At 67.0% G+C, this 17370-nt stretch carries 15 protein-coding genes and 1 pseudogene; 11 read left to right on the top strand and 5 right to left on the bottom strand.

Annotation, left to right across the window (positions count from 1 at the left end; all coding sequences use genetic code 11):
• The 7 genes and pseudogenes from BRAS3809_RS10255 to BRAS3809_RS10225 form a co-directional block, all read left to right on the top strand.
• The coding region (locus BRAS3809_RS10255) for an ABC transporter substrate-binding protein (RefSeq protein ID WP_035655956.1) at positions 1 to 858 on the top strand (858 nt) is incomplete at its 5' end.
• Positions 836 to 1849: an ABC transporter permease gene (locus BRAS3809_RS10250; protein WP_008962020.1), complete on the top strand. Its 1014-nt coding sequence runs from the start codon at positions 836 to 838 to the stop codon at positions 1847 to 1849. The genes BRAS3809_RS10255 and BRAS3809_RS10250, both read left to right, overlap by 23 nt.
• A complete protein-coding gene (locus tag BRAS3809_RS10245; protein WP_008962019.1) occupies positions 1843 to 2634 on the top strand; it encodes an ABC transporter ATP-binding protein in 792 nt (263 codons plus the stop codon). The genes BRAS3809_RS10250 and BRAS3809_RS10245 overlap by 7 nt, the downstream gene beginning before the upstream one ends.
• Complete coding sequence (locus BRAS3809_RS10240) at positions 2628 to 3812, top strand: acyl-CoA dehydrogenase family protein (RefSeq protein WP_008962018.1); 1185 nt, start codon at positions 2628 to 2630, stop codon at positions 3810 to 3812. The genes BRAS3809_RS10245 and BRAS3809_RS10240 overlap by 7 nt, the downstream gene beginning before the upstream one ends.
• 21 nt (positions 3813 to 3833) lie before the next feature.
• Positions 3834 to 4937, top strand: coding sequence for an LLM class flavin-dependent oxidoreductase (locus BRAS3809_RS10235; RefSeq protein ID WP_008962017.1), 1104 nt, complete (start codon positions 3834 to 3836; stop codon positions 4935 to 4937).
• Complete coding sequence (locus BRAS3809_RS10230) at positions 4934 to 5875, top strand: ABC transporter substrate-binding protein (RefSeq protein WP_008962016.1); 942 nt, start codon at positions 4934 to 4936, stop codon at positions 5873 to 5875. The genes BRAS3809_RS10235 and BRAS3809_RS10230 overlap by 4 nt, the downstream gene beginning before the upstream one ends.
• 1099 nt (positions 5876 to 6974) lie before the next feature.
• Positions 6975 to 8244, top strand: a pseudogene (locus BRAS3809_RS10225) (TCR/Tet family MFS transporter).
• A 168-nt stretch (positions 8245 to 8412) separates the two neighbouring features.
• On the opposite strand, the gene BRAS3809_RS10220 reads toward BRAS3809_RS10225, so the two are convergent.
• From BRAS3809_RS10220 to BRAS3809_RS10210, 3 genes are all read right to left on the bottom strand, one after another.
• Positions 8413 to 9639: an ABC transporter substrate-binding protein gene (locus BRAS3809_RS10220; RefSeq protein WP_008962012.1), complete on the bottom strand. Its 1227-nt coding sequence runs from the start codon at positions 9637 to 9639 to the stop codon at positions 8413 to 8415.
• Between the two features lie 153 nt (positions 9640 to 9792).
• Positions 9793 to 10929, bottom strand: a complete 1137-nt coding sequence (locus BRAS3809_RS10215; protein WP_008962011.1) for an NHL repeat-containing protein — start codon at positions 10927 to 10929, stop codon at positions 9793 to 9795.
• 98 nt (positions 10930 to 11027) lie between these two features.
• Positions 11028 to 11636 (bottom strand): TetR/AcrR family transcriptional regulator, encoded by a 609-nt coding sequence (locus BRAS3809_RS10210; RefSeq protein ID WP_008962010.1) that lies wholly within the window; start codon positions 11634 to 11636, stop codon positions 11028 to 11030.
• A 159-nt stretch (positions 11637 to 11795) separates the two neighbouring features.
• Between BRAS3809_RS10210 and BRAS3809_RS10205 the strand changes: the two genes are divergently transcribed.
• The 4 genes from BRAS3809_RS10205 (at position 11796) to BRAS3809_RS10190 (ending at position 15005) form a co-directional block, all read left to right on the top strand.
• Positions 11796 to 12728: a DUF3313 domain-containing protein gene (locus BRAS3809_RS10205; RefSeq protein WP_008962009.1), complete on the top strand. Its 933-nt coding sequence runs from the start codon at positions 11796 to 11798 to the stop codon at positions 12726 to 12728.
• Positions 12725 to 13963, top strand: coding sequence for a patatin-like phospholipase family protein (locus tag BRAS3809_RS10200; RefSeq protein ID WP_008962008.1), 1239 nt, complete (start codon positions 12725 to 12727; stop codon positions 13961 to 13963). The genes BRAS3809_RS10205 and BRAS3809_RS10200 overlap by 4 nt, the downstream gene beginning before the upstream one ends.
• Before the next feature lie 8 nt (positions 13964 to 13971).
• Positions 13972 to 14280, top strand: coding sequence for a hypothetical protein (locus BRAS3809_RS10195; protein ID WP_240535641.1), 309 nt, complete (start codon positions 13972 to 13974; stop codon positions 14278 to 14280).
• A 338-nt stretch (positions 14281 to 14618) separates the two neighbouring features.
• Positions 14619 to 15005: an ATP-binding protein gene (locus BRAS3809_RS10190; RefSeq protein WP_008962006.1), complete on the top strand. Its 387-nt coding sequence runs from the start codon at positions 14619 to 14621 to the stop codon at positions 15003 to 15005.
• A 7-nt stretch (positions 15006 to 15012) separates the two neighbouring features.
• On the opposite strand, the gene BRAS3809_RS10185 is transcribed toward BRAS3809_RS10190, so the two are convergent.
• Positions 15013 to 15759, bottom strand: coding sequence for an SDR family NAD(P)-dependent oxidoreductase (locus tag BRAS3809_RS10185; RefSeq protein ID WP_008962005.1), 747 nt, complete (start codon positions 15757 to 15759; stop codon positions 15013 to 15015).
• A 368-nt stretch (positions 15760 to 16127) separates the two neighbouring features.
• Positions 16128 to 17370 (bottom strand): amidophosphoribosyltransferase (gene purF, locus BRAS3809_RS10180; protein WP_035655951.1); only part of this gene is annotated, 1243 nt, incomplete at its 5' end.

The raw sequence follows: 17370 nt of genomic DNA, 5'->3' as shown, positions 1-17370 counted from the left end.
CTGACGCCGGTGCCGGTGGCGATCGACCAGGGCTTCTTCAAGAAGTACAATCTCGACGTCGAGCTGATCAACTATTCCGGCTCGACCGATCAGCTGCTCGAGGCGATCGCGACCGGCAAGAGCGATGCCGGCCTCGGCATGGCGCTGCGCTGGCTGAAGCCGCTGGAGCAGGGCTTTGACGTCAAGATCGCCGCGGGCACCCATGGCGGCTGCATGCGCGTGCTGGCGCGCACCGATTCCGGCATCACCAAGCTCGCCGACCTCAAGGGCAAGGCGGTGGCGGTCGGCGATCTCGGCGGTCCCGACAAGAACTTCTTCTCGATCCAGCTGGCGCGGCTCGGCATCGATCCGGTCAAGGACGTCGACTGGCGCGTCTATCCCGGCGCCGTCGTCAACGTCGCCGCTGACAAGGGCGAGACGCAGGCGTTCCTGGCCTCCGATCCGCTCGCTTATCTCTGGCTCAAGGATCCCGCCTACAGGGAGGTCGCCTCCAATCTCGACGGCGAGTATCAGAACCGCGTCTGCTGCATCCTCGGCCTGCGCGGCAGCCTGGTGCGCGAGGAGCCCCAGGTCGGGCGCGCCATCACCCAGGCGCTGCTCGATGCCGCGATGTTCACCGCAGAAAACCCGGTCGAGGCAGCGAAGTCGTTCCAGCCCTATGCGCCGAAGCAGGCGACGCTGGCCGATCTCGAGGGCATGGTGCGCTATCACACCCATCATCATCATCCGCATGGTCAGCCGCTCAAGCAGGAGCTGAAGGCGTATGCCGACGACCTCAAGGTCGTCTCCGTCTTCAAGCCGAGCACGGACACCAGCAAATTCGCCGAGCGCATCTATGTCGACATTTTCGCTGTCTGACGCCCCCGCCGGCGGCATCGCGCGCAGCAGCGGGCTCGCCGACAAGCTCCGCGAGGTGGCGCCCGGCATCGCGGCTGCGCTGGCCTGGGCCGCTTTCGGTGCGGCCTGCCTGGTCCGCGAGGACGTCGGCGACTGGTCCCGTACCACGGATCTCGCGATCGCGGCGTTCGTGATCGCCGGGCTCGTGCTCGTTGTGAGCGTCGCTGCGGCGCAGCTCGGCCGTGTCGGCTCGGCCTTGCGCAAGCGCAGCCCGTGGCTGCTTGCGCTCGGCGTGTTCTTCTCGCTGTGGGAGTTGGCCAGCGCGAAGTTCGCCTGGCTGCCGCTGCCGTTCTTTCCGCCGCCGCAGGCCATCATCGAGGTCTACACCGACGATCTGCCAAAGCTGCTCGACAGCGTCGTTGCCTCGATCAAGCTGCAGCTCGGCGGCTACGTCATCGGTGCCGCCATCGGCTTCGTGACCGGGGTGTCGATCGGCTGGTCGACGCGGATCGGCTATTGGGTGCATCCGGTGTTGCGCTTCATCGGTCCCGTGCCGGCCACCGCGTGGCTGCCGATCGCGTTCTTCACCTTCCCCACCAGCTGGAGCGCGTCGACCTTCCTCATTGCGCTTGCGACCGGCTTTCCCGTCACGGTGTTGACGTGGTCCGGCGTCGCGAGCGTGCCGACAGCCTACTACGACGTCGCGCGCACGCTCGGCGCCAGGCCGTGGTTCCTGGTCCTCAAAGTCGCGATCCCCGCGGCGCTCCCGCACGTCTTCGTCGGCCTGTTCATGGGGCTCGGCGCCTCGTTCGCGGTGCTGGTCATCGCCGAGATGATCGGCGTCAAGGCCGGGCTTGGCTGGTATCTGCAATGGGCGCAGGGCTGGGCGGCGTACGCCAACATGTATGCCGCGCTGTTGGTGATGTCCCTGTTGTGCTCCGGCGCGATCACGTTGCTGTTCAAGACGCGCGACCGCGTGCTGGTCTGGCAGAAGGGTGTCGTCAAATGGTAGCTGCAGCCGAAGTCGCGCGGGCGCAAGTCCCCGGCGCGGCGATCGACATCGCCCATGTCGACCATGCCTTCGACATTGACGGCGCCGAGCTGAAGGTGCTCGACGACGTCAGCCTGATCGTCGAGCCCGGCGAGTTCGTCGCGCTGCTCGGGCCGTCCGGCTGCGGCAAGTCGACCCTGCTGCGTCTGATCGCCGGCCTCGACAAGCCGCGCAGCGGGACCTTGCGCGAGGACGAGGTCGGCATCAGGGGACCGCATCCCTCGCGCGTCGTCGTGTTCCAGGATCCGACGCTGTTTCCGTGGCGCACGGTCTGGGACAATGTCGCGCTCGGGTTGGAGGCCCAGGGTATCCTCAAGAAGCAGCGCCACCGCGTCGATGCCGCGCTGGATCTCGTCGGCCTCACCGACTTCAAGAATGCCTATCCGCATCAGCTCTCCGGCGGCATGGCGCAGCGCGTCGCACTGGCGCGGGCGCTCGTCAACGATCCCAAGGTGCTGGTGCTCGACGAGCCGCTCGGCAAGCTCGACTCGCTGACGCGGATCGCCATGCAGGCGGAATTGGTGGCGCTGTGGCAGCGCAAGGGCTTCACGACCCTGCTCGTCACCCACGACGTCGAGGAGGCGCTGGTGCTCGCCAATCGCGTCATCGTGCTCAGCGACCGCCCGGCGCGCATCAAGGCCGACATCGTCGTGGACAGGCCTTATCCGCGGCATCGCGGCGATCCGCATCTTGCCGACCTGCGCCGGCAGATCCTCGGTCTCCTCGGGTTGGAAGCGACATGGTAGCCGTCATTGAAAGCCTCACGCCACGCCAGACCGGCGTTGACAATGAAGACGAACTGATCGCACGCGCGCTGCGGCTGGTGCCTGTCTTCGCCGGCCGCGCGCCGGCCCATGATCGCGACCGCAGCTTTCCGTTCCAAAATTTCAAGGATCTGTTCGAGGCCGGTCTGCTGTCGCTGACCGTGCCGACGGCCCTCGGCGGCCATGGTGCCGGCGCGGGTCTGACGGCCCGCGTGCTCGGAATCATCGCCGAAGCCGACCCGTCGACGGCGCTCGTCCTGGCGATGCACTACATCCAGCACTTCGTGATGGCGCGGCAGCAGGAATACCCGTCGCGGCTGGCCCGCAAGCTACAGCGGGACTCGATCGAGCGCGGCGCGCTGATCAACACCTTCCGCGTCGAGCCCGCGCTCGGCTCACCGTCGCGCGGTGGCTTGCCGGAGACGATCGCGCGCCGCACCGAGACCGGCTGGCGGCTGAGCGGCCACAAGATCTATTCGACCGGCGCGCCGATCCTGTCCTGGTACTCGGTATGGGCGAGGACCGACGAGGCCGAGCCGCGGCTCGGCCTGTTCCTGGTGCAGGCCGGGCTCCCCGGAATCAGCATCGTGGAAACCTGGGACCATCTCGGCCTGCGCGCCAGCGGCAGCCACGACGTCGTGTTCGACGACGTCGTGATCCCGCTCGACCACGAGATCGAGCTGCGCAGGCCCGCCGACTGGCGCGTGCAGAATCCGACCCAGGCGCTGGTCCATGCCGCCTTCGTCGGTGCGATCTATGACGGCGTCGCGCGTGCGGCGCGCAACTGGATCGTCGACTTCCTCAAGACGCGCACACCGTCGAGCCTCGGCGCACCGCTGTCGACTCTGCCGCGTGCGCAGGAGGTGCTCGGCGCGATCGAGGCGCGGCTGCAGGTCAATGCGCGGCTGATCGAGAGCGTCGCGCGCGATTTCGACGAGGGCCGAGTGGTCAGCCCGGTCGAGGGCAACATCATCAAGCTCACTGTCACGAACAATGCGGTTGCGGCAGTCGAGGACGCGCTGTCGCTGTCGAGCAATCACGGCCTCAGCCGCGCCAATCCGCTCGAGCGGCATTATCGCGACGTGCTGTGCGGCCGCGTTCACACCCCGCAGGACGACGCCACGCGCATCGCCGCCGGCCGTCTGGCGCTTGGACTTTGACAATCTGAGGAGACAGGACACATGTCCGAGATCGAATTCATCGGCTTCATTTCCAACAACAATTCGTCCGAGATCATCATCCGCCAGGGACCGGTGCTCGATCCCGTGCACATCGAGACGGTGGCGAAGGCGCATGAGAATGCCGGCTTCGACCGCGCGCTGCTCGCGTTCCACTCGACCTCGCCGGACAGCCTGCAGGTGGCCCAGCACGTGCTCGGTGTCACCTCGAGGCTCAACGTGCTGATCGCGCAGCGGCCGGGCTTCACCTCGCCGACCCTGCTGGCGCGGCAGTTCGCGGTGCTCGACCAGTTCTCGAAGGGCCGCGTCGCGCTGCACGTCATCACCGGCGGCAATGCCACCGAGCTGCGCCAGGACGGCAACACGCTGGATGACAAGAGCGAGCGCTATGCCCGCACCAGCGAGTTCCTCGATATCGTCAGGGCCGAATGGACCAGCGACAAACCGTTCAGCTACGCCGGCAAGTACTACCAGGTCGAGAATGCGTTCGCGCAGGTCAAGCCGTATCGCAAGGAGGGCATCCGGATCTATTTCGGCGGCGCCTCGGATGCCGCGATCGACGTCGCGGGCAGACATGCCGATACCTACGCGCTGTGGGGCGAGTCCTACGCGCAGGTGCGCGAACAGGTCGCCCGCGTCAGCGCGGCCGCGGCGAAGCACGGCCGTCCGGCGCCGCGCTTCTCGCTGTCGGTGCGCCCGATCCTCGCCGACACCGAGGAGAAGGCCTGGGCGAGGGCGCAGGACATCCTGGAGCGCGCCACCGCGCTGCAGGACCAGACCGGCTACCGCAAGCCGGCCGACGGCCACGCCACCGACGGCGCCAAGCGCCTGCTCGCGATCGCCGAGCAGGGCAAGCGCGTCGACAAGCGGCTGTGGACTGAGATCGCCAAGCTCACCGGCGCCAACAGCAACACCACGGCGCTGGTCGGCACGCCGGAGCAGGTGGCCGAGGTGTTCGGCGACTACTACGATCTCGGCATCAGTCATTTCCTGATCCGTGGCTTCGATCCGCTGATCGATGCCATCGACTATGGCCGCGCGCTGATCCCGGCGACGCGCGCGCTGATCGCGCGGCGGCAGGGCGCGAAGGGAGTCGCGGCGGAATGAAGCGCGTTCTCCTGGCTGCGGGCCTGCTGCTCGCATTCACCGCCTCGGCCTTCGCGCAGGTGACACTGCGCGTCGGTGACCAGAAGGGCAATGCGCGCGCCGTGATGGAGGCGGCGGGCGTGCTCAAGGACGTGCCCTACACCATCGAATGGAAGGAGTTCGTCGCCGCGGCGCCGCTGCTGGAGGCGCTCAGCGCCGGCGCGATCGACACCGGCCTCGTCGGCGATGCGCCCTTCACCTTCGCAGCCGCCTCCGGCGTGCCCGTCAAGGCGATCGCTGCGATCCGCCAGACCCAGGAGGGGTTGGCGATGCTGGTGCCGGAGACTTCGCCGATCAAGAGCTTCGACGATCTCAAGGGCAGGAAGATTGCGACCGGCCGCGGGTCTATCGGACACCAATTGGTGCTTGCGGCGCTGGAATCGCGCGGCTGGACCACCAGCGACATCCAGCTCGTCTTCCTGCCACCGTCGGATGCCAAGGTCGCCTACACCCAGGGCTCGGTCGACGCCTGGTCGACATGGGAGCCCTATGTCAGCCAGGAGGAGGTGCTGTTCAGGTCGCGCCGCGTCATCACCGGCGAGGGACTGACGCCCGGCCTGAGCTTCCAGGTCGCCACGCCGACAGCGATCAAAGAGCACCGCGCGGCACTGGAGGATTTCGTCCAGCGGCTGGCCGCCGCCCGCGCCTGGTCGCTCGGCCATGTCGAAAGCTACGCCGAGACCTGGGGAAAGCTGATGAACATCCCGCCCGCCGTGCCGCTCAACTGGCCCAAGCGCGCCCAGGTCCGCATCGTCCCGATCGACGACGCCGTCGTCGCAGACGAGCAGAAGACCATCGACCTCTACACCCGCACCGGCCTGATCAAGGAACGGCTCGACGCGGCGGCCATCCTCGACCGGTCATTCACCGCGGCGATCGCAAAGGGCGCGGGCCTTTGAGCGACCACTGCGTCCGCGCCATGGCGTGGCCAGCCGCAGCTCGCTCGCGGTGATCTTGCGGTCAGCTTTCATAAGATCGAATGCTGGTCTTGCCAGACCAGCGCCACCCTGACGCGGCTCGCGCGGCGTATTCGCCAACGTCTGAGACCTTGGACAGCGGGCCGGCCCAGATCTCAAGTACGCCGTCTTTGTCAGCCTCTCCCCTGCGACGACCACCGCACGTGCCGCTGGCCTGCTAACGCCACTCCGTGATCGCAGCAACGTGGCCCTCGTCATGCTGCCCCCCGAGAGGAGATGATGCCAGACGATCGTCTGGCGATTTTCCGTTGCCGCCCCGGCAATGGCAGGCGATAGATCATGAAGGGCGCCAAGCGCGCAGACCACGAAATATTCTTGTGGAATCAAAACGAAAGAAATCTGTCGGTCGCGTCAGCGGCGTGCTGCAATGGTCTCTCGGAAGAGTCAGGAAAAATCAAAACTTAGAAGATGTAGAGATAATCGAGTGGGAGTAGGGCTTAACTAAGATTGGATGCGGGAGTCCGCTGGCGCACCTCCTTACAAGAGAGGATCTCAAGGCCCGGAGGACCGAATGGGCCGAGGAGTTTCCCGGCGCTGCGTTTGGATCTCGCTGGGACATTGGCTCGTCAACGTGGAGCAAGCTGCGCGCTTCCTTAGCAGCGGTACCAGAGGAGGCGATTCAGAGATGTTTGGCTGAGAATCCATATCTGATCCAATAAGCTGTTGATCATTCCGGGCATCACGGCGTGCGCGGTTCGTATTAAAACAGATGATCAAGCCGCCAGCGTCAGATGGATCTCCTGGTCTGATTCCGGTGCGAATGGATCACGGCACGGTGGTGTGGCGGCTGTTGAAGGGCGAGGGCCTGATGCGCAAGCAAGCGGCTTGCTGCAAGGCGAGATCCGGCGCGTGGTCGAGCCGATTACGCGGCTCGTGATGTGGGTCAGTGATGCGCGCAGTTTTGCGGTGCATTCATCGCGGCGGCCCGCCACGTGATACTCCCACATTGCTGCCCTCGGCTCCGCGTGTATAAGTCCCCCGCCGTCCTGCGTTGCTGCGGGCGTTGTACCGAGCGCAGGTCATGCTTCGTCCCGACAGCCAGACATCCGACGAGATGACATCGCCGCCTGAGCCGCGTCGGGGCGCGGTGGCGTTCATCTTCGTCACCATCCTGCTCGACATGCTCGCGCTCGGGCTGATCATGCCGATCCTGCCGAAGCTGATCGAGGGCTTCGTCGGCAACGACACGGCGCAGGCGGCGCGCATCTTCGGGCTGTTCGGCACCGCCTGGGCGCTGATGCAGTTCGTGTTCTCGCCGGTGCTCGGCAGCCTGTCGGACCGGTTCGGGCGGCGGCCGGTCATCCTGTTGTCGAACTTCGGCCTGGCAGCGGACTACGTATTGATGGCGCTGGCGCCGTCGCTGGCCTGGCTGTTCGCCGGGCGGCTGATCTCCGGCGTCACCTCGGCCAGCATCGCCACCGCCTTCGCCTACATCTCCGACCTCACGCCGCCCGACCGCCGGGCCGCGGTGTTCGGCCGCATCGGCGCGGCGTTCGGCGCCGGCTTCGTGCTCGGGCCGGCCACCGGCGGCCTGCTCGGCGACATCGATCCGCGGCTGCCGTTCTGGGCGGCCGCCGGGCTGAGCTTCGCCAATGCGCTGTATGGCCTCCTGGTGCTGCCGGAATCGCTGCCCTCGGAGCGGCGCAGCCCGTTCCGCTGGCGCGCGGCGAGCCCGCTCGGGGCGCTGCGCCTGCTGCGCTCGGAGCGGACGCTCGCCGGCCTGTCGCTGGTCAACTTCATCACCCAGCTCGCCCATGTCGTGCTGCCGTCGACCTTCGTGCTGTACGCGACCTACCGCTATGGCTGGGACGNCGCGCACGGTCGGCCTGACGCTGGCCATCGTCGGCGTCTGCGCCATGATCGTGCAGGGCGGGGCGGTCGGCTTCATCGTGCGGTCGCTCGGCGAGCGCGGCGCGCTCATGCTCGGGCTGGGCGCCGGCACGGTCGGTTTCCTGATCTTCGGCCTCGCGCCCACTGGCAGGCTCAGCTGGCTCGGCATTCCCGCGATGGCGCTGTGGGGCGTCTCGGGCGCGGCGATCCAGGCGCTGATGACACGGCTGGTGCCGCCGGACCGGCAGGGCCAGCTGCAGGGCGCGACGTCGAGCGTGCAGAGCATGGCCCAGCTTGCCGGGCCGTTCCTGTTCACGCTGACGTTCGCCTATTTCATCGGCGCGAATGCGCCGCTGCATCTGCCAGGGGCGCCATTCCTGCTGGCCTCGGCGCTGCTGATCGTGGCGCTCGCGATCGCGGTGCGGACGCTGCGTGCGCGCGACGAAAAACCCTCATCCTGAATGCGTCGTAGGATGCGTCTCGGATGAGGGGGATAGAACAGGGGCCTCATGGTTCGAGACGGCGCTGCGCGCCTCCTCACCATGAGGATCAGGCGCCGAGGGCGCGCTGCACATCGGGACATGAGCAGCGTGTTCTGGGCGAGAGGCAACAGGCGGTGACTCGCAGACCTACTTCTTCACCAGCGGGCACTCGCTGGCTTCGAGCGGCTTGGCCGCGTCCTCGGCGGGGATGGTCGCGATCAGCTTGTAGTAGTCCCAGGGATATTTGGACTCCTCCGGCTTCTTGACCTCGAACAGATAGGCCGGGATCAGGCGGCGGCCGTCGGCGCGCAGTGGGCCCTTGCCGAACAGCGGATCGTCGGTCGGGATCTCCTTCATCTTGGCCACGACCTTGGCGCCGTCATGCGGATTGCCGCCAAGCGCTTCCAGCGCCTTCAGGTAATGCAGCGTGCCGGCGTAGTTTCCGGCGACCGTCATCGACGGCATCGTGCCCTTGGGCGACAGCTTGATGAAGCGGTTGGACCAGGCGCGGGTCTGCTCGTTCAGGTCCCAGTAGAACGATTCCGTGAAAGTCAGTCCCTGGGCGACCTTCAGGCCGAGCGCGTGCACGTCGTTGACGAACAGCAGCAGCGCGGCGAGCTTCTGGCCGCCCTGCACGATGCCGAACTCCGAGGCCTGCTTGATCGCGTTGGTGGTGTCGCCGCCGGCATTGGCGAGGCCGATGACCTTCGCCTTGGACGACTGCGCCTGTAGCAGGAAGGAGGAGAAGTCGGCGGTGTTGAGCGGATGCTTCACCGAGCCGAGCACCTTGCCGCCATTGGCCGTCACCACCGCCGATGTGTCGCGCTCCAGCGCCTGGCCGAACGCGTAGTCCGCGGTCAGGAAGAACCAGCTGTCGCCGCCGGACTTGGTCAGCGCCTTGCCGGTGCCGTTCGCCAGCATGTAGGTGTCGTAGGTGAAGGAGATGGTGTTGGCGTTGCAGGCCTTGCCGGTGAGGTCGGCCGTCGCGCCGCCGGAATTGATCAGGACCACGTTCTTGTCCTTGACCAGGTTGGAGACGGCCAGCGCCACGCCGGAGTTCGGCGTGTCCATGATCACGTCGACCTTCTGGGTGTCGATCCACTGCCGGCCGATGTTGACGCCGATGTCGGGCTTGTTCTGGTGATCGCCGCTGATGACCTCAATGGTCCAGCCCTTGGCCTTCAGGCCGGAATCCTCGACCGCCATGTTGATCGCGGCCACCGAGTTCGGGCCGCCGATGTCGGCATAGAGGCTCGACATGTCGTTGAGCACGCCGATCTTGACGACCTTGTCGTCGGCGAAGGCGGAGCCGGCAAAGCTGAGCGTGGTGGCGGCAAGCAGCGCGGCAATCCGCCGCGCATGAGACGTCGTCATCAAAATCCTCCCTGGTGTCTCGTTGTGTCGTGTCGCGGCGGGGCATCTTCGGCGCCCTTTGCCGTCTGTCATCCTGATTAGCCGGTCTCCGCAGTGGCTTCAATGCGCCAAAGGGGGCAGGCCCGCCCAAGCTTTGTGCGACAGGAGAGAGCGTTAACGCAGCGCGTCCGAGGTCAGCCGGAATTTCTGGATGCGCTTTCCGGTGTCGACCTCGGCGGTATAAACGTTGCCCTGCTTGTCGACCGCCATCGCGTGCACCCAGTGGAATTGGCCGGCATTGCGGCCATTGTGGCCGAAAGCGCCGACGACGTTGCCATCGGCGCGGCGGATGATCCGGATCTCGTTGTTCTCGCCGTCGGCGGACAACAAATAGGTCTGCTTCGGATCGGGCCAGATCGCGATGTCCCAGACCGCGCCGTTGCCGAGCGTCGCTTTCTCGAAGAACCATTCGGTCACGAAGGTGCCGTCCTTCTTGAACACCTGGATGCGGTCATTGATGCGGTCGCAGACATAGACGAGGCCGTCGTCGGCGATCTTCACGCAGTGCACGGGATTGCCGAACTGCTGCGATACGGGGGCCTTGGGATCATAGGGCGGCTGCCTGGCATCGTCGGGCACGTGGCCATAGGCGCCCCAATGCCGCTTATAGGCCAGCGTCGTCGCGTCGAACACGATGACGCGGCGGTTGCCATAGCCGTCGGCGACGTAGATTTCGTTCGCGTCCTTGTCGATCGCGGTCTCCGCGGGCTTGCCGAGCTGCGTCGTGTCGTTGGAGCCCTTGCTCGGCGCGATCGCTCCGATCTGCGCCACGAACTGGCCGTCGAGCGTGAATTTCAGGATCGCATTGTCGTTGTCGGCGTTGCCGCCGATCCAGACGAAGCCGCGCTCGTCGACCTCGATGCCGTGCTCGCGGCCGACCCATTCATAGCCCGGTCCAGGGCCGCCCCAGGCGCGCAGCAGATTGCCGTCGGTGTCGAACTCCAGCACCGGCGGCGCCGGGATGCAGCACTTCGAGCGCGGCGGGTTGAGGGCTGCGCCCTTCTCGTCGTCGGTCAGCGAGCGCGGGCGATGGATGACCCAGATGTGGCCCTGGGCATCGACGGTGATGCCGCCGACCTGACCGAGGATCCAGTTGTTGGGAAGCTGCTTCGGCCAGGACGGCTCGACGGCGAAGGTTGGAATCTCGCCAGCATGGACGCGGTGCGGGAGCAGGGCGCCGGCGGTCGCGACGACGGCCGTCAGCAACGTCAGGGCAAGACCACTCGCGCGTCCGCGTCGTCCTCGCGTCATGGCATCCTCCCCGATCTGCTGCGGTCATCCGCTTAGTTGAATGCAGTCAATCGCGCGCGGGGCAGGGTGTCAATTGGCGGCGATGGAGATGCGCGGTCTCACTCGACCGCCGGCGCGGCGGCGGGCTTGAGGAAGCGCGTCAGCATGAGACGCAGATGCTGCGTGCTCTGCGCGACGTCGACGTCCGGGTTGCGGATCGGCAGGGCGCGGGCGCCGTCGACCACGAGGAACAGGATGTTGGCCGTCGCCTCGGGATCGAGGCCGGCGTCGATGTCGCCGCGCTGCTGGGCCCGGATGATGAAGTCGACCAGCAGCGCCCGCATCGCCCGCGCATGAGCATGGACGATGGCCGCGAACTCCGGATTGCGGCAGGCCTCGGCCAGCGCCTCGGCGCTCAGCACCTGCGCCTGCGGCTGGCGGATGCTGGTGCTCTCGAGCTCAAGCACCAGCGCCTCGATGACGTCGGGCTCCGTCAAGATGACCTTGAGACGGGAGGCGGCGTGGCTGAGGTTCTGCTCCACCAGCGCCTGGATCATCGTCTCCTTGCTGGCGAAGTAGTGATAGAGGTGGCCCGGGCTGATCCCGGCCTCGGCGCAGATGTCGGTGGTGCTGGCGCCGTGAAAGCCGTCCCTGACAAAGCACGTCAACGCGGCCTGGAGGATTTCCCGCCGCTTCTGCTCGTGCCTGACCGGATCGACCTTCCTCATCGCCTCATCGCCTCAAACCTCGCCTGCCCAACTTCCGCCTCGCTTTGTCCGTCTCCGCCAACGCCTTGTAATATAAAATAATATTTCTCGCCGCGGTTATCTAGAGAATTTGATCTAGTTTAGATGGACAAGCCGGAAGGTTCGTGGGACTTAATTAGAGTGAGCTATCTATCAATGGGTCTCTCCCCGATGAAGGGTCTTGTCCCGCTGCAGTGGACAGCGCTGCTGTCGCTGGCTCTGGCGACCGCCGGCTGTGCGACCGCCCCGCTGGAGCGCGCCGGCTCGCTCAGGAGCTACGATCGCCTCGCCGACGCCAACGGGCTGGTGACGCGCGCGCAGATCAAGGCGAACAAGAAGGACCTGCTCGAGGCCAAGACGGTCCGCATCGAGCCGACCGCGTTTCCAGCGCGGACCGACGTCGCCCTGGACGAGACCGAGCGCAAGCTGGTGGCCAATGTCATCAGCCGCGAAATGTGCCTGCGGCTGAGCGAGCGATTCCGCGTGGTCGCGCCGGGCGAGGACGCCGATTTGATCGTGCAGGCCACCGTCACTCACGCGACGGCGACCAACGCGACTGCGTCGGCCGCCTCGCAGGCCGCTTCCATTGCCAAGAGCGTGGCGCTGCCCGGCATGCCCGTTCCGGTGCCACGGCTGCCGATCGGTCTCGGCACCCTGTCGGTCGAGGCCGAGGCGCGCGACATCGCGGGCTTTCAGAAGGCCGCGATGGTCTGGGCGCGCGGCGCCAATTCGGTGTCGACGGCGCGCATGGCCAGTGATGGCGACGCCTACGACCTTGCTTCGGAATTCGGCGCCGATTTCGCAAGGCTGGTGTCGACCGGCGAGTCGCCGTTCACCGGCGTGCCGTCGCTGGCCTCATTGCCGTCTGTTTCCAGCGTCCCTGCCAAGTTCGGCGGCGCCCCTAAATATGCCGCATGTGAGCAGTTTGGTCGCTTCCCGGGGCTGAAGGGATTCGTCGGCGCGGGCCTCGGCTTGCCGCCGGGCTGGACCGACAAGGGCGCGGACGAGGCCAGGTCCTCCTCGCCGCCGCCTTCGCCTGATATCGCGAGCATGGAGCAGCAACCCGCGCGATGAAGCCCGCCATGACTTTCCGCGCCATTGTCTCGCGTGTTGCGGTCGTGCTGATGGCGTCGCTGCAGCTCGGCGGCTGCGCTGCCGTCATGCCGCGCAACGCGCCGTCCGAGATGGCGGCCATTCATGCCGAGCCGGTCGGCTTCCGCGACGTCCGCTACTGGGGCGACGAGGCGTCGCCGCGCATGGCGGAAGCCTCGATGCAGCGCGCCTCGGCAGAAATGGCCGCGTCGCGTCCGATGAACTTCCTGGCGATCTCCGGCGGGGCCGAGAACGGCGCGTTCGGTGCCGGTCTGCTGGCCGGCTGGAGCGAGGCCGGCAACCGGCCGACCTTCGACATGGTGACGGGCGTGAGCTCGGGCGCGCTCATGGCGCCGTTCGTGTTCCTCGGCCGTGCGCATGATGAACGGCTGCGCGAGATCTTCACCGCCTATGAGCGCAAGGACATCTTCACCGTCAACCTTCCCGGCCTGCTGCAGGGCGCGGCGCTGGCCGACAACACGCCGCTGTCGCGCCTGATCGAAAAATATGTCGACCGCGACTTCCTGCGCGACATCGCCCGCGAGAGCGCGAAGGGCAGGGTGCTGCTGGTCGGCACCACCAATCTCGATGCGCAGCGGCCGGTGCTGTGGGACATGGGCCGCATCGCCGCCAGCGACACGCCCGAGGCGATCGACCTGTTCCGCCAGGTGCTGCTCGCCTCCGCCACCGTGCCCGGCGCCTTCGCGCCGGTGCGCATCAAGGTGCGGATCGGCGACAAGGACTACGACGAGCTGCATGTCGATGGCGGCGTGACGCGGCAGGTGTTCATCGGCCCGTCGGTGCTGCGCCTCGTCTCCATCCGCGGTCCACGGCGCAGCGTCAGCGGCGCGCATCTCTACGTCATCCGCAACGCCCGCATCGATCCGGAATGGGACAGCGTCGGCGCCGACGTGCTGTCGGTGACGCAGCGCTCGCTGACGACCCTGATCAAGAACCAGGGCATCGGCGATATCTACCGGATCTATTCGGTGGCGAAGTTCAACGGCATCGACTTCAACCTCGCCAGCGTGCCGGCCGATTTCCAGGTCAAGCCCAACGGCGCGTTCGACCGCAGCTACATGACCGCCCTGTTCGATCGCGGCTTCGAGATGGGACGGCGCGGCTATCCCTGGGTGAGGAGCCTGCCGGGCCTGCAATCGAACGAGCATGGCCTCACGGCGCAGCTGTCTGCGCCCACGATGGCGGCGGCACGATGAGCCGGTCGGTGCCAGGCCCCGGAACGATCGCGGCTGCGCGCGCCCTGCCCGTCGCAGCGGCCCTGCTGGCCACGCTATCGCTCGCCGGCTGCGCGACGTCGTCCACGCCGGCGCCGGAGGCCGGTGCGAGCTTCAACAACACCTACAACTACCTTCCGGTCAACGACCTGCCGCATGACGACCAGCGGCCGGTGCTGTCGGTGGAGCAGCAGGAGAAGCTGCGCAAGGAGCTGATGGCCGTGCGGGACCGGCAGATCCCGGCGTCGGCGAAAGCCACGGCCGCAAAGCCGGCGACGGCGACGCCGGCTCCGAAGTAGGTGGTGCTGCAATGAGCGATCAAGTTGTTCCATTCACTACCGTTTTGAGTGGCGTGAGTGAGAGTCGCGGTGTCGACCACATCCTCCGCTGTCGTCCCGGCGAACGCCGGGACCCATACCGCGTGATGTGCGTGGGGACAAAAGTCTGAGTTGCCATCATCTGCAAACATCACCGCTGGTGGTTATGGGTCCCGGCGTTCGCCGGGACGACAGCGGGGGATGTCGCAAGCGGTTGGGCATGATCAGCCGATGTTGAAGCCAACGAACGCCGCTGCGCCTACTGGCAATCCCACATCGTCACGGCTGCCGCCTGACGCAGATGAACCAGGAGCAGACGGGTGACCGACCAGACCCAGCCGACGCTTTCAAAGCGCACCAATCCCGCCAAGGTTCGCAAGGCCGCACAGCATCCGAAGCGGCCCGGTGTCGGCTGCAAGGCCAAGCCCGGCCGCTTCCTGCCTGTTGTCGATCGCAACCGATGCGAGGCCAAGGGCGACTGCGTCGAGGTCTGCCCCTACGACGTGTTCGACATCGCGCCGATCGGCGATGAGGATTTCCGCGCGCTGTCCTTCCTGGGCCGGCTGCGCGTGCGCGTCCACGGTATGAAGACGGCCCATACGCCGAACAGCGATCGCTGCCTCGCCTGCGGCCTGTGCGTCGTCGCCTGTCCCGAGCGCGCCATCGCCCTCGTCGAGGTCGCGGCGGGCCGCGCAGGCCTGCGATAGCGCCGACTCACGCCGGCGGCTGAAAACTCTTCAGTGTGCGATTCTTGTAGTCGTAGAACTTGCCGGTCTCGGTCCAGGAGGGCAGGCACATCGGCAGGATGAACTCGGCGGCCTGCTCGGGGGTCTCGAGAGTCATCGGATCCTCGCCGGGGAAGACGGTGGCGCGCATGCGGGTGCGGATCGGGCCGGGGCTGAACAGATTCACGCGGAGCGGCGTGCGCTCGGTCTCGTGGGCCCAGACGCGCGCCAGGGTCTCCAGCGCGGCCTTGGTCGCGGCATAGGGGCCGAGATAGGCCTGCGCCTTGTGGGCGGCGCCTGAGGTGACGAACACGGCGCGGCCGGCATCCGACACTTTCAGCAGCGGCTCCATGCAGCGGATCAGCTGGAAGTTGGCGGTCAGATTGACCGCGACGACGTCGTTCCACGGCTTCAGATCGATATGGCCGAGCGGCGAGGAGGGGCCGGGCACGGCGGCGTTGCCGACCAGGATGTCGAGCTTGCCGTGGCGCTCGTGCAGCGCGGCGCCGAGCCGGGCGATACCGTCGCTGTCGGTCATGCTGAGCGGCACCAGCGTGGCGCCGTGGCCTGTCTCCTTGCGGATCTCGTCGTCGAGTTCCTCCAGGCCTCCTTGCGTGCGGGCGACGGCCACGACATGGGCGCCGGCCCGGGCGAGCGCCCGCGCCGTCGCATGGCCGATGCCGCGCGAGGCGCCGGTGACGAGGGCAATCCGATTGGCGAGGGGAAGGTTGGTCATGGCCGCAGGTCTCGATCTTCGTCGTCCCGGCCTGGCGCGCGATTGCGCGCTTGGCGCCGGGACCCATACTCCGCGCCGGTTATGATGGAGTTGGCTGGTTGTGGCTAGCCCTGCCTGCCAAACAGCGGTCGTTGGCTATGGGTCCCGGCGCCAATCGCGCGCCAGGCCGGAACGACTTGTTTCCCAAGCGCCGTCATTCCGGGGCGAGGCCGCAAGGCCTCGAACCCGGAATCTCGAGGTGAGTTGCGCAAGACAATTCCGAGATTCCGGGTTCGATGCTTCGCATCGCCCCGGAATGACGGGGTGTGGCGATCGCGCCATGTCCTGATGACGCCGTCTTAGCATTGGGACGGCGTGTGGATACGGTCTCAGCTCGCTTCCGCCAGCAGCGAGAGCTGCTGCTGGGTCGGCTCGACCAGCGACTGGTCGGTGAGGCTGGTCGGGTAGCTGCCGGTGAAGCAGTGGTCGGCGTATTTCGGCGCGGCGGGGTCGCGGGCCGGCTCGCCCATGGCGCGGTACATGCCGTCGATCGACAGGAAGGCCAGCGAATCCGCGCCGATCAGCTCGCGCATCTCCTCCAGGGAATGCGTCGCCGCCAGCAGGCCGCCGCGGTCCGGCAGGTCGATGCCGTAATAGTCGGGATAGAGAATCGGCGGCGACGCCAGGCGGAAATGCACCTCGGTGGCACCGGCGTCGCGCATCATGCGCACGATCTTGCGCGAGGTGGTGCCGCGCACCAGCGAGTCGTCGATCAGGATGATGCGCTTGCCTTCGATCGCGGCGCGGTTGGCCGAGTGCTTCATGCGCACGCCGGATTCGCGGATCGCCTGGGTCGGCTGGATGAAGGTGCGGCCGACATAATGGTTGCGGATGATGCCGAGCTCGAACGGCACCCCGGAAAACTGGCTGTAGCCGATCGCCGCCGGCACGCCGGAATCCGGCACGGGAACGACGACATCCACCTCGGGATGGCTCTCGCGCGCGAGCTGCGCCCCGAACGCCTTGCGCACCTCATAGACCGAGCGGCCGCCGACCACGGAGTCGGGACGCGCGAAATAGATGTATTCGAACACGCAGGGACGCGCCGGCTTCGGCGGAAACGGCTTGTGGCTGTGCAGGCCGGTCTCGTCGAAGACGACGACTTCGCCGGGCTCGATGTCGCGGATGTAGCGTGCGCCGATCATGTCGAGCGCGCAGGTCTCGGACGCCAGGATCGGGCAGCCGTCGAGCTCGCCATAGACCAGCGGGCGGATGCCGAGAGGATCGCGGGCGCCGATCAGCTTCTTGTTGGTGAGGCAGACCAGCGAGTAGGCGCCCTCCAGTGCGCGGAGCGCCTCGATGAAGCGGTCGATGAAGTTGCTGCGGCGGGAATGGGCGACGAGATGCAGGATCACCTCGGTGTCGGTGGTCGACTGCATGATCGCGCCGGCACGCACCAGCTCGCGGCGCAAGGTGAGGCCGTTGGTGAGGTTGCCGTTGTGGCCGACCGCGAAGCCGCCGGCGTTGAGCTCGGCGAACAGCGGCTGCACGTTGCGCAGGATCGTCGCGCCTGTCGTCGCGTAGCGGACGTGGCCGACCGCGGCGGTGCCGGGCAGGCGCTCGATCACCTCG

It is taken from the genome of Bradyrhizobium sp. STM 3809 (assembly GCF_000239795.1).
In the GTDB taxonomy this organism is placed as follows: Bacteria; Pseudomonadota; Alphaproteobacteria; order Rhizobiales; family Xanthobacteraceae; genus Bradyrhizobium.
Note: the sequence above shows the minus strand (reverse complement) of the source record. Positions and strands in the feature narration are given on the sequence as shown.

Coding starts and splice junctions, on each gene's coding strand:
- BRAS3809_RS10250 (WP_008962020.1), top strand. CDS start 836: ATGTCGACATTTTCGCTGTCTGACGCCCCCGCCGGCGGCATCGCGCGC.
- BRAS3809_RS10245 (WP_008962019.1), top strand. CDS start 1,843: ATGGTAGCTGCAGCCGAAGTCGCGCGGGCGCAAGTCCCCGGCGCGGCG.
- BRAS3809_RS10240 (WP_008962018.1), top strand. CDS start 2,628: ATGGTAGCCGTCATTGAAAGCCTCACGCCACGCCAGACCGGCGTTGAC.
- BRAS3809_RS10235 (WP_008962017.1), top strand. CDS start 3,834: ATGTCCGAGATCGAATTCATCGGCTTCATTTCCAACAACAATTCGTCC.
- BRAS3809_RS10230 (WP_008962016.1), top strand. CDS start 4,934: ATGAAGCGCGTTCTCCTGGCTGCGGGCCTGCTGCTCGCATTCACCGCC.
- BRAS3809_RS10220 (WP_008962012.1), bottom strand. CDS start 9,639: ATGACGACGTCTCATGCGCGGCGGATTGCCGCGCTGCTTGCCGCCACC.
- BRAS3809_RS10215 (WP_008962011.1), bottom strand. CDS start 10,929: ATGACGCGAGGACGACGCGGACGCGCGAGTGGTCTTGCCCTGACGTTG.
- BRAS3809_RS10210 (WP_008962010.1), bottom strand. CDS start 11,636: ATGAGGAAGGTCGATCCGGTCAGGCACGAGCAGAAGCGGCGGGAAATC.
- BRAS3809_RS10200 (WP_008962008.1), top strand. CDS start 12,725: ATGAAGCCCGCCATGACTTTCCGCGCCATTGTCTCGCGTGTTGCGGTC.
- BRAS3809_RS10185 (WP_008962005.1), bottom strand. CDS start 15,759: ATGACCAACCTTCCCCTCGCCAATCGGATTGCCCTCGTCACCGGCGCC.